The organism is Chitinophaga sancti (genome assembly GCF_034087045.1).
GTDB lineage: Bacteria > Bacteroidota > Bacteroidia > Chitinophagales > Chitinophagaceae > Chitinophaga > Chitinophaga sancti_B.
In genome coordinates this window covers 5,061,208-5,073,630 of the sequence record NZ_CP139247.1, presented here as the reverse complement: position 1 = coordinate 5,073,630, position 12,423 = coordinate 5,061,208, and the positions used below count along the sequence as shown (strand labels likewise).

Here is a 12,423-nt window from a genome sequence, read left to right as displayed (position 1 = left end):
CGAATTACAGTTATCGGATTTCAGTTACCGGTTACCCTCGTCGAATTCCTGTTTTCTGATGACGAGTATCGGATTACAGCTATCTCTTTATTGTTTAAAGATTGCAGCTTTCCGTTACTGTTGTCCGTAATAAGAATCCGGACCATGTTTCCGTTCAAAATGTTTTTTAATCAAAGAGTCCTTCAGGCGGGGGCATGAAGGGCGGATGGTTTCCGTGAGATAAGCCATTCTCGCTACTTCTTCCAGCACAGCAGCGTTGTACACTGCTTTATCAGCTGTTTTCCCCCAGGTAAAAGGGGCATGGTTGCCCACCAGGATCATTTCTATCTCTTCGTAACTAAGGTTACGCTCATTCAAACAGTTCATGATCTGAAACCCGGTCTCATGCTCATAGTTACCCTTGATCATATCATCGTGCATGGGCGGGGCGCAGGGCACATCGCTGGTCAGGTGATCTGCATGGGTGGTGCCATAGATCGGGATATCCCTTTGTGCCTGTGCCCAGGCAGTAGCGTAGGTAGAGTGTGTATGCACAATACCGCCGATGTGGGCCCAGTGTTTGTAAAGCACTGCATGGGTTTTCGTATCCGACGATGGCCGTCCGTTGTTCGTAACATTGTTTGCATCGAAATCGACAATCACCATTTTCTCTGGCGAGAGCAGGTTGTAAGGCACACCGCTGGGTTTGATGGCAAATACACCTGCTTTGTGGTCAGCCACGCTGACATTGCCAAAGGTGAAGAGCACCAACCCTAAAGCGGGGAGTTGCATGTTAGCGTGGTAAGCCTGCTCCTGAAGTTCCTTGTATGGATGGCTCATTTGTATAGTTTTTCTGTGAACGCTCCTATTTCTTTAAACTTCTCATACCTGTTGGCATAATAAGGCACATTTTGTTCCCTTGGGAACCATGTCGTTTCAAAACCTGAAGTCATGGCTGCCTGCGCAGCATCAATATCAGGATGAACACCCGCTACCACAGCGGCAAACATGGCCGCACCCAGTGCACAGGCATTTTCGCTGTTTACGATCCGGATAGGTCTGTTCATCACATCGGCCAGTACCTGCATAGCATAACCTGATTTCTTGGCCACCCCACCCAGTGCAATCACTTCCTGGATAGGAATACCTTCCTGAATAAAGCGGTCCGCAATGGCTTTGGCACCAAAGGCCGCTGCCTCTACGAGTGTTTTGAAAAGTTGCACCGCATCGGTACCCAGGTGTAAACCAGTAATAGTGCTCTTAACAGTATGATTAGCATCAGGTGTACGACGCCCGTTGAACCAGTCCATGGCAATCGGGTCGTTGTCACGCAAGGGGAGTTGTTCTGCTTGTTTTGATAGGTAACCAAGCAATTTACCTTCCACTTCTGCCAGTTTATCTTTTTCTTCCGGCATGAGGTCGTATAATGGTCCCATGATCAGTTTGCGGAGCCATGCAAAGATGTCGCCGTAAGCAGACTGGCCGGCTTCCAAACCAAGCATGTCGGGCACCACGGAGCCATCTACCTGGCCGCAGATGCCTTTTACCAGTTTGTGGCTGGTTTCTTCCAGCGGTGCGATGAGGATATCGCAGGTGCTGGTGCCGATCACCTTACAAAGGGAGTATGGACGGATACCGCCACCTACCGCACCCATGTGGGCATCGAAGGCGCCGGTGCCGATCACAACATCCGCAGGCAGTCCTAATTTTTCCGCCCATTCAGCGGTGATCGTACCTGCAGGTACAGTGGCATCCACTGTATCGGTGTACATCTGATCATATTTATCGAGAACAGGGTTCAGTTTGGTGAGGAAGTCATTTGGCGGCAATCCTTTCCAGGAAGCATGCCACATGGCTTTGTGACCTGCGGCACAACGGCTGCGAAGCAGGGTATCGACACTATTATTGCCGGTGAGTACAGCCGGGATCCAGTCGCAATGCTCTACCCAGGCAGCGGCGGCTGCTTCGATGGCAGGATCTTCGGTTACGACATGGAGAATTTTGGCCCAGAACCATTCGCTGCTGTATATGCCACCGCTGTAAGCAGTATAATCTTTACCATTGCTATGAGAGATGTCATTAATCAGGGCTGCTTCCGAGTTGGCAGTATGATCTTTCCAGAGAACGAACATGGCGTTGGGGTTTTCTTCAAAACCGGGCAACAGGGCCAGGGGCGTACCTTGTTCGTTGACAGGGCCGGGGGTGGATCCGGTGGTATCGACGGCGATGCCTTTCACCCTGGCGGCGGTGCCTGCCGGGCATTGTTTCAGCGCGTCTTTAATACTGTTTTCCAGCCCTTCCAGGTAATCTTTCGGGTGCTGGCGGTATTGCTGGATGGCAGGGTCACAAAAGAGCCCTTTTTTCCAGCGAGGGTAAAAATACACGGCACTACCGGCTTCCTGACCGGTCTGCGTATCTACAACAAGGGAGCGGACTGAGTCGGTGCCGAAGTCGACACCTATAACATATGAATGTTCCATAACGATCGGCCCTTTCCAACAACCTGAGGCGGCGGAAAGTTGTTTTAAATTGAAAAATAAATAATGCCTTTATTGTCAGTTTGACATTTATAAAACGTGGTAAAAAAAGACGATATGAGGGAGACCCATATCTATCATTTTTTATTATTTAAGATTACCCGGATCGGAAACGAAGTTGAGGAAGGCGTGGAATTTGGCGCTGTATTTTCTTTTATCCAGCTTGTAATAGAATGCTCCCCTTTTGGAAGTAGCCCTCTCTTTTTCTTTTTGTTTGATGAGTAAACCCGTGGACAATACTTTACGGCTGAAGTTCCTTTTGTCAAAGCCGGATTCGTATACGGCTTCGAAGAGGATTTGCAGCTGTGGGATGGTAAATTTAGCTGGCAACAGTTCGAACAGCAGCGGGTGGATAGCTGCTTTGTAACGTAAGCGGGCCAGCGCTTCAGATACCATCTGTGCATGGTCGAAAATCAGTTTTGGCGCCTCTTTGAGAGGGAACCATTCTGCCTTGTACTCATCGCTCAGCTGTTGTTTGTACTGATTGATGTCGATCAGGGCATAATAGGCTACAGACAAGGTTCGCTCCATCGGATCGCGGTTAGGGCCGCCATAGGCATTGAGCTGCTCCATGAAGACGCCATCCAGTCCTGTTAGTTTGGTCAGTGTTCGGGTGGCTGCCTCTTCGAGGCCTTCATCCGCCTGCACAAAACCGCCCATCAGGCTCCACTTTCCTTTCTCCGGTTCAAATCCACGCTTGATAAGCAAGAGCTTAAGATCCTGTCCGTCAAAACCGAAAATTATACAGTCTACTGCTATCAGCATCCGGGTTTGCCGGGAATAACGTGTCATACTTTCCTGGTGTTTAATTCTGCTAATATAAAACTCCCCGTTGATATTCCCAGCATTTAGTGATATTGATAGCTATAATATGAATGCAATATAAAAAATTAAATGTCATTTTTACAATTATTTATGCCGGCTTTTTTAATATTTCTTTTTTAGCAGCCCGTAGGGGATTGCGCCCAAACAGAACGCTTTTGCCGTTGGCAAAAGCGTTCTGTTTGGGGAGGAGATTTTATGGAAAAAGAAATTCTGTTTATAGATCTGAGGGGGGATAGTTCCAATTACAACTCTGAAGGGGGTAGTTCCCTATAGCAATGAAGAAGATGACCGCCCTTTACAGTTCTGAAGGGGATGGTTTCCTATAGCCATGAAGAAGATAACCACCCTTTACAACTCAGAAGGTGAAAGTTCCTTACAGCCATGAAGAAGATAACCATCCTTTACAATTCCGAAGGGGGTAGTTCCCTATAGCCATGAAGAAGATAACCACCCTTTACAACTCCGAAGGGGATGGTTTCCTATAGCCATGAAGAAGATGACCATCCTTTACAATTCCGAAGGGGAAAGGTCCCTATAGCCATGAAGAAGATAACCACCCTTTACAATTCCGAAGGTGATAGTTCCCTATAGTCGCTAATAAACCTGATAACATTATTATAGGCTGCAAACTCCTCCTCTGTATGCATCGTAGTAATCACTACTGATTTCATACCTGCATTCTGCGCTGCTTCTACACCTTTGGGTGCATCTTCAAATACAATGCAGTCTTCGGGTTTTACCCCCATCTTTTCAGCCGCCTTCAGGAAGGTTTCCGGATGAGGCTTGCTGTCCACCACATCATCAGCAGTTATAATTGTCTTGAAATAGGATCTTAAGTGCAGATTATCAATTGTAAAATCTACATTGAATGGAATGGCCGCGGTGCCGATACCCATTGGTATGCCCAGTTCATGCGCCTTATCCAGAAATTGCTGTAAACCGGCAATCAGGCTGAGGTGAGGGCGGTAAGCTTCCTGGTAACGGCGCTCTTTTTCAAGAGCCAGTTGATCCATTTGTTCGTTTGTGAATTTGCCTTTGCCAAAGATACGGATCAGGACTTCCTGGTTTTTGCCATACATTTCCTTTTTTACAGCTTCCCGGCTAAGGTTTGCACCAAGGTCGTCGTTAAGGATGTTAAACCAGCCATGTACATGATACTCCATATCATCTATCATAGTGCCGTTCATGTCGAAGATAAATGCCCGTTTCATAGTTCTTGTACTTTGGGGCAAAGGTAGAAAAATAAAAGCGGGGATTTGATGATTGTCCAGAGGACAATCATCAAATCCCCGCGGGGCGGAGGGTAAGGCCAGCCCAAGGCTGGCCTTACCCTCCAACACCCGGTATCCCCCCGGAAATTAAACTTCGATCTACCACCACCGCGGGTCTCCCGCGGAACTCTTCCCTGCAAAACCACTATCCTTAATCGTAAAATTCCCATTCGCCGGATCCTTCCACAGATCTGTCACCGTACCTGCATACACCGTCAATCCCACAATCGCATTTCCACTCACCACATAATCCGATGTATTGAAACTACTACTTACATTAATCAACGTGGCAGCATTCGCCCTGATCCCACGTACACTCGTACTCCCTCCGTTATTCCGCCCCGCACCGATAATACAACTCTTCAGACTGATTCCCGCCGCGATATTATTAGTCGCTGACTGACTATAATCCACCAGGTAAGCCGATCCCCCACCCTGCGGCGCCTCATTAATGGTGCAGTTACTCAATACCACTGAATTGGAATTCTGCTTACTGGTCACCACTTTTTCCAGCTTATATAAAGTACTGTTCTGTATTGTGATATTCTGTACCGCACAAGCCACATTATCACAATTCACCACTCCATAATTCGAAATGCTGTCTACCACACAATTATTCACCACAAAGTCGCCCACCTGTGTACCACCGGCCGCAGAAGTTTGCAACCTTACCACACCACGGAATATTTCTACATGACAATCTTCAAACAGGATCTTACCTATGGTCGCTACATTGCTGGCATTGATCACATACCTGCTGGCATAATCATTACTCCGTAAAGTCAATCCCCTGAATACAACCGAGTCTATCACACTCCCCGCCGTCACATTGAAGTTGTTGGTAAAATATATCAATGGCAACTGTGTATTGAAGCTGTTTTCACTCACGAATGATACGGCTTTGCCCAGTTCCATCGCAATATCGATATTATACGTCTCCCCTCTTTTCAGGATGATAATACTCCCCGCTCCCACTTTCGGCAACGTGTCTTTCAGAATACCAGGCACCCCTGTGATGCCTGTCAGGTCTATCACATTCGGTCCGGTCGCCACACCGGCTTTTGTCGTAAAGGTCAGTATCCCCTTACTCACTTCTTCTTTAAAGATTTCAACTGTATAGGTTGTCAGTGGTTGCAGACTATCTACCTGTAATTTGCCCGCAATACTCTGTTCTTCAGATAATCCAATTGTTCTGGAAACACCGCCACTCGTGAAGACCAGCTTCGTCAGCCCCTGCGTGGATGTCCATAACAGAATGACAGATTTATCGATGAGATTACTATCTGCCAATGGTAGCAACAACTGCTCTCCTGTAATGGAGAAACTTTTACTATACACCCAATTGGATGCACTGGCCGTATCTTTCCCATTTGTTCTTACACGGGCATAATACTTTTTACGTACTTCCAGGTATTGATCGGAGATCCTGATACCAGTGGTATCTGTTGCAAAACTATGCGCCGTGGTGGCAAAAGTAGAATCCTGTGACACCTCCACGGTATAAGTCACTACCGTACCGGAAGTGAACAATGCTGCTTTCCATGTGAGTGTAGCCAGGGTATCTGCCGTGCTGATAGAGATATCGCCCGATGGCATAAATTGCCTGGACAGACTGAGTTCATCTTCTTTTTTCTTGCAGGCCAACAGGCTGATGAACAGAAAAAATATTATATAACGCATATGAGTCATTTTAGTAGCCCTGATTTCATACCAGCTTGCTGTTACTATTCAAAGCATTAACAGAAATTAATACCCCTGATTTTGTACCAGCCTGTAATTACTATTCAAAGCATCTGTAGGAATAGGAAACAGCTCTTTTTTATTCGCCTCAAAATAAATCGCATACCCCTTCCTCGCCCCCGTCAGGTAATCTTCATTCACCGCCATCCGCCAACTCTTAGTCGTATACCCCGATGGCGCAGCAGAAACCCCCAATCCCGGTTCAAACAACACCTGCGATACCGGTCCACCATACAAATCCAGCGTCTTCGTTTCATCCACTGAATTCGTAAGATTATACGTCGCCGCTTTTGCATAGAGGTACAATGGCACATTCGCATACCGCCCCTCCCCATTCATAAACTGGCGCAACTTATCCCTTGTCTCTGTCAGCTTTGTAGCCAGCAGGTTCCAACGGATCAGATCATACTTCCGAATCCCTTCACCCCCGAATTCCAGCAACCTTTCATGTACTACCGCTTCAAAGAATCCCTGTTTATCCGTAGGTATTTCCGGCAATCGGTCCAGGTGCCCTGCATAAGCTCTTTTCTGTACCTGCTGCAAAGCATCCTGCGCCTTTGCAGAAGGTGCTTCATTGATTTCATTGTCTGCCTCCGCATACATCAGCAACACATCAGAGAACCGCAGTATCGGCCAGTTGATAGCCAGGTTCTGCGATGTACCGGTAATGCTCGTCCAGGAACGGCGATACTTACCATCTGTCATCACACCTGCTGTTACCGCTATCTTCTGACTATTTGCATCTATTTCAAACAGGTTGATGGTCACATCCCGGCGACAATCACCAATTGAATCAAACTCATAAAAATACGTCGGCAATACATTGATGCCACCACCACCGCCACCAAAACGGGAAGAGGTATTATGCTTCAGACCATTGTAATATCCCAGCTTACTATCTGTACTGGCATTCCCACCATATGCACCAACTTCAAACATCAGTTCATGCGCATCGTCGGTTCGCGTAGACGTATGCAATGACTTGAAGATATTTTCATACACAGGATTCAGCGCATGCTGTTCCGGATGTGCCATAATATCCGCACATTCATCATAAGCTATCTGGTAAAACTTTTTATAATCATCTCTTCTCGCCATCACATGAGGATTGGTACGCAATGAATAGCCGCCTACAGCCAGCGCAATCCTGGCCCTGATCCCCTTCACCGCACCTTTGGTGAGTCGTAAATTCTGATCTGGTGATTCCGTTCTCCAGGGCACTAATTCTTCTGCCACTGCCAGGTCGTCCAGCAATTGCTGGTAGATGGAATCTTTATCAGTCCGGGGCAGGTACATATCCGTCAGATCTGCGGCGGGCACCAGTTGTGCAGGCAGATCGCCCCAGTTGCGCAACGCTTCAAAGTAAAACTGTGCCCGCAGGGTCAGCGCCTCTCCATACATCTTCTTCATCTGTGATTGCTCTGTTGCAGAACCACCATTATACAAAGGAGACAATGGGATATATTTGATACAAATATTCGCCCGCTCTATCCCCTTGAACAACTGGTTAAAAGGGTTCGGCAAATCACTATTCCCCGCACTGGCACCATAAGTACTGATCCCTCTCCTGTCGTCCGCACTATAGTCACCGGATGTTTTAAAATCGTCCGATGATTGTGGAAACAAACACGAAATACGGTTACCGTATCCATTATCGCCGATCAACATAGCGTATACACCCACTACAGCGGCATTCGTATTGGATACACTGGTAAATACAGCATCCTGCGATATCGTAGACGGGTTCTCGATCGTCAGGTATTTTTTGCACGCACTGAATGCTGTGACAAAAATGATAAGTATGATGAATGAACGTATGTTCGCGTACATAATCAAATCGTTTAATCCATTAAAAAGAAACATTGACACCACCCAGTATGAAACGGCTTCTCGGGTAAGCCGCATAATCCACCCCCGGCGTGAGCGGGTTGCTGCGACGGGTATTGGCCTCCGGATCATAGCCCGTATACTTCGTAAACGTGTACAGGTTATTGACCGTGGCATATACCCTGAAACGGGAGAAGACATGGGTTCTCTTCAGCAATGAAGACGGTAGTGAATACCCGATGGTCAGGTTACTGATCCTGATAAAAGAACCATCTTCTATAGCAAAGGAATGCAGGAAGTAGTTGCCCGCCGGTGCTGACCAGTATTTTGTATCCTTATTCAACGCCTGCAGCTGCTCCGGATCAGTTACCAGTGCACCATTGTCGTCATACCATTTCCACGCATCTTTCATCTCCCGGATCAGGTTGTTATCTTTGTATTGATAGGTAGTAGTGAATTCGATCTTATTCGCATTGTATACCTTGTTGCCATAAGAGAAGTTGACAAAAACACTCACGTCAAATCCCCTCCATGTAAACTGCTGGTTGAAACCACCAAAGAACTTCGGCTGGGCATTTCCCAATACCTGCCTGTCGTTCAGTCCAATGATCCTGGAAGTATCTTTTGATAGCTTCTTCAGTTTGAGGTCACCGGGTTGTACTTCACGACTACCAAGGGCTACCGCGCTGTTATTGGGGACATCTGATTTCAGGGTGTAGTGTTGTGTGCCGGCGTCGTAATTGAAATCTTCGATCTTGTAGTAGCCATCGGTGACATAGCCGTAAAATTGTCCGATGGGCTGTCCTACTTCTACCAGGAAATCGTTCAGGCTATTTACCCAACCGGATTGGGCGTAATAAGATTTCAGGGGGGCGCCGGTAGGATCCGTACCCAGACTCACGATTTTGTTTCTGTTCGCCGCGATGTTGAAAGACACATTGTAACTCATTTTTTTCTTATTGATCACCACCGCTGCAATCTGCAGTTCCACTCCCCTATTTTGCGTCTTCCCTACATTCTGGATCTGGCTGCTATACCCCGTAGTTTGAGGAATCTGTGCAGCCAGCAGGAGGTCGCGGGTATTGTTGTAATAATAATCCACGGAACCACTGATCCGGTTATCCAATATTGCGAAGTCCAGCCCGAGGTTGCGGGATACAGTCGTTTCCCATTTCAGGCGAGGATTGGCTAAAGACAGCGGGGCAGTACCCGGTGTCACAGATTCATCAAAGGCATAGGAGCTGGTGCTGGTACCATACATGGTTTTGAACAGGTCTTCCGAGATGCGGTTATTACCCGCAGTACCCAGTGTAGCGCGTAGCTTCAGGTCAGAAAGCCAATGAATATTCCGCATGAAATTTTCCTGTGTCACCCGCCATGCCAGGGCTAAAGAGGGGAAAGAAGCAAAACCATTTTCATAACTGAACCGGGAAGACCCATCATAGCGCAGGGTGAGTGTAGCCAGGTACCTGTTGTTGTATCCATAATTGGCCCTGCCAAAAAATGAGATCAGCCTGTTTTGTGTCACGCTGGTAGTAGGCGGATCCTGTATTTGCCCGGTAGGCGGCGTGGCCTTTTGAATACCGGCAAATGCCTGTTCAGGTGTAAGATCCACTGGCATCCACTTGACAGTAGTGCTCTGAGAATTCCCTTTCAGCATATAAATTTCCTGACCGGCCAGCAGATCGAGCTGGTGTTTATTATTAAAGTTTTTGTTATAACTAAGCGTATTTGAATTGGTGAGGGTCGTCGTTTCTCCTGTAGCAATGGTGACTACCGGCATATCTGCATTAGAACGCGCTACGGATGTAACATACCCGTTGTAAGTATTGGTACGCGTGCCTGTGCTGGTGAAGCCTACCGTACTCCGGAAGGTCAATCCATCCAGGATCGTAAAGTTCATATACCCGTTTAGGTTAGCATCGTTTCGGTAATCATATTTCAGTTCATTGTGTGCAAGCAACACAGGATTCGTAAGGTTCGTAAGATTCGCATATTCAGGATCGAATACGTCCACCACATCTTCATCACCGGGAGCAATAAACGGTTTGTAGCGTACGGCATTGCGCAGGCGGTTAGTGCCCTGTGAACCCGTATTTGAAGTACCTACGCCATCTACCCGTTGACGGCTGTAACGGGTGGTGATGCCCACCTTCAGGCGTTTGCTGGCAGTATGATCAAAACGGAATGCTGCCATGGTACGGCGATAACCGGATTCCAGCATGATACCCTGTTCGGAAGTATTGTTCAGCGTGAGGTTGAAAGACGAGGTTTTATTACCACCTGTCACCGTGACCACATGTGTATTGTTCGTGGCATTGCGGCCAAAAACTTCATCCTGCCAGTCGGTAGACGGTACCTGTTTGTACAATTCAAGATCCTCCCAGCGACCATACTTATCCCTGAAAGCATTTTTGGTATCATCGTCCGTTTGATAGTTGTACAGTTTATACTGATATTTTACATAGTCATACGGCGATAATACGGGTAGTTCGTTCACAATACTACGTACCCCCATATAGCCATCATAACTTACGCGGGTGGGCATATCTTTACCACCTTTGGTCGTGATGATCACCACCCCATTAGCACCTCTGGCACCATAGATGGCGGTAGACGCAGCATCCTTGAGTACATCGATACTTTGTATTTCCTGTGGTGACAATAAAGAGAGTGCATTTTCAACCTGGATACCATCTACAATGTAGAGGGGAGAATTGTCCTGTGTGATAGAGCCACCGCCCCTGACACGGATCAGGATATCTGCACCGGGTCTGCCTTCGGTCGTCGTGACCTGCACACCAGCCAGGCGGCCTGCCAGTGCTTCGGCGGCGGTATTGGCCGGTACGTCTTTCAGTTCTTTCTGCGCATTCAGGGAAGACGCAGCACCGGTAAAGTTGCCTTTGGATACGGTGCCATAGCCAACTACAACCACTTCATTCATGTTGTTGTTAGCTAGTTGTAATTGTGCCTTTACCGTGTTAGATGGTGAAGCGTTCACTGTGAGTGTCTGGTAGCCTACATAGGTCAGTACCAGGGAAACCGTTTGTCCATTGGGAACTTTGAGGTGAAACTGTCCGTCGGCATCACTCTGGGTACCCGTATTCGTGTTTTTAATACGAATGGAGACGCCCGGCAATTTATCGCCGGATTCTTTGCTGGTAACTGTTCCAGAGATCTGATACGACTGGGCAAACACCTTCATACATCCCAGGAGGATGGTCATGAAGAAAATTAATCCTTTCATAAGTGGAATTCAATGTTTAGAATCTTATAACTATTTCATAGACGTGTTCAACTGGTTGATAGAATTGTCGGAGAATATCGGGTTACTGCTACAAAATGTCCCTCCTTATTATTCATGCTCCTTCAACAATTTTAACGGCTAATTTTCTAACGAACAACTTATTACGCGTGTTTATTTACGCAATCGTTCCCGGAACGTAACCGGCGGGAATATCGCATAGGGGGAATTTAGCCTTTATTGGATAGTCCACTAAGGTATAGCGAGGCTTTATGACCAACATTACATTTTAAGTACACTATAAGTACATTATAACTACACTTGTATATCAATTCGATATTGAGGTGCAGATTAAGTGATGTATTAGTACTCATTTAGTGCTGATTTAGTATAAAAGCTTCACCGTAGTTGCAGGCGTTTAGGTATATTCATTCCTATAACTTAAAAATTGTTTGTTATGGCCATTGTTAAAGACAGTATACTCCTCCAACTCGTCAGAGGTACCCTCGGCGATCAACTCACGATCTACGAACGGAATGGCCAGATCATTATGGCCAAGAAACGCGGTCCGTCGAAGAAAAAACCGACAAAAAAGCAGCTGGAAGCCCGGTATAAGATGCAGGTGGCAGCAGCATATGCAAAGATGATTCTACTGGATCCGGAGCTAAAGGCTTACTATAAGTCCAAAGCAGGAGCCGGACAGAATGCTTATAATATGGCGATAAAGGATGCATTTAAATCACCCGAAGTGCAGCATATCCAATTTGAAGAGAACACTGTAATCGTCACAGCAAAAGATGAATTCAGGGTAGCGGAAGTGGAAGTACGGGTACATGATGCGGCGGGTGCGATGCTGGAAAGAGGCAAGGCTGTTTTAGGCAGGAATGGTGTGGACTGGTATTATAACGCAGCCAGTTTGCCGGCTGGAGGAAAGGTAGTAGCGGTAGCGGAAGATCTGGCGGGAAATGGAACCGTGAGAGAAGTGAGATTAGAATAAAAT

At 46.9% G+C, this 12,423-nt stretch carries 8 protein-coding genes; 1 reads left to right on the top strand and 7 read right to left on the bottom strand.

Annotation, left to right across the window (positions count from 1 at the left end):
• Nucleotides 1-114: 114 nt before the first annotated feature.
• The 7 genes from araD to SIO70_RS20665 form a co-directional block, all read right to left on the bottom strand.
• Nucleotides 115-819: an L-ribulose-5-phosphate 4-epimerase AraD gene (gene araD / locus SIO70_RS20695; RefSeq protein WP_083723058.1), complete on the bottom strand. Its 705-nt coding sequence runs from the start codon at nucleotides 817-819 to the stop codon at nucleotides 115-117.
• Complete coding sequence (locus SIO70_RS20690; protein WP_320573923.1) at nucleotides 816-2,459, bottom strand: ribulokinase; 1,644 nt, start codon at nucleotides 2,457-2,459, stop codon at nucleotides 816-818. Before SIO70_RS20690 ends, araD begins: the two co-directional genes overlap by 4 nt.
• Nucleotides 2,460-2,603: 144 nt before the next feature.
• The gene (locus SIO70_RS20685) at nucleotides 2,604-3,308 is read right to left on the bottom strand and encodes an NUDIX hydrolase (protein ID WP_320573922.1); all 705 of its coding nucleotides are present in this window, start codon (nucleotides 3,306-3,308) and stop codon (nucleotides 2,604-2,606) included.
• A 593-nt stretch (nucleotides 3,309-3,901) separates the two neighbouring features.
• The gene (locus SIO70_RS20680; RefSeq protein ID WP_320573921.1) at nucleotides 3,902-4,552 is read right to left on the bottom strand and encodes an HAD family phosphatase; all 651 of its coding nucleotides are present in this window, start codon (nucleotides 4,550-4,552) and stop codon (nucleotides 3,902-3,904) included.
• Nucleotides 4,553-4,711: 159 nt separating this feature from the next.
• The gene (locus tag SIO70_RS20675) at nucleotides 4,712-6,292 is read right to left on the bottom strand and encodes a DUF5123 domain-containing protein (protein WP_320573920.1); all 1,581 of its coding nucleotides are present in this window, start codon (nucleotides 6,290-6,292) and stop codon (nucleotides 4,712-4,714) included.
• Between the two features lie 66 nt (nucleotides 6,293-6,358).
• Entirely contained in the window at nucleotides 6,359-8,182 is a 1,824-nt protein-coding gene (locus SIO70_RS20670; RefSeq protein WP_320573918.1) for a RagB/SusD family nutrient uptake outer membrane protein, read from the bottom strand.
• Between the two features lie 19 nt (nucleotides 8,183-8,201).
• Nucleotides 8,202-11,426 carry a TonB-dependent receptor gene (locus SIO70_RS20665; protein WP_320573917.1) on the bottom strand — a complete coding sequence of 1,075 codons (3,225 nt, stop codon included), beginning with the start codon at nucleotides 11,424-11,426 and terminating at the stop codon, nucleotides 8,202-8,204.
• Nucleotides 11,427-11,880: 454 nt separating this feature from the next.
• On the opposite strand from SIO70_RS20665, the gene SIO70_RS20660 reads away from it, so the two are divergent.
• Complete coding sequence (locus SIO70_RS20660; RefSeq protein ID WP_320573915.1) at nucleotides 11,881-12,420, top strand: hypothetical protein; 540 nt, start codon at nucleotides 11,881-11,883, stop codon at nucleotides 12,418-12,420.
• Nucleotides 12,421-12,423: the final 3 nt, after the last annotated feature.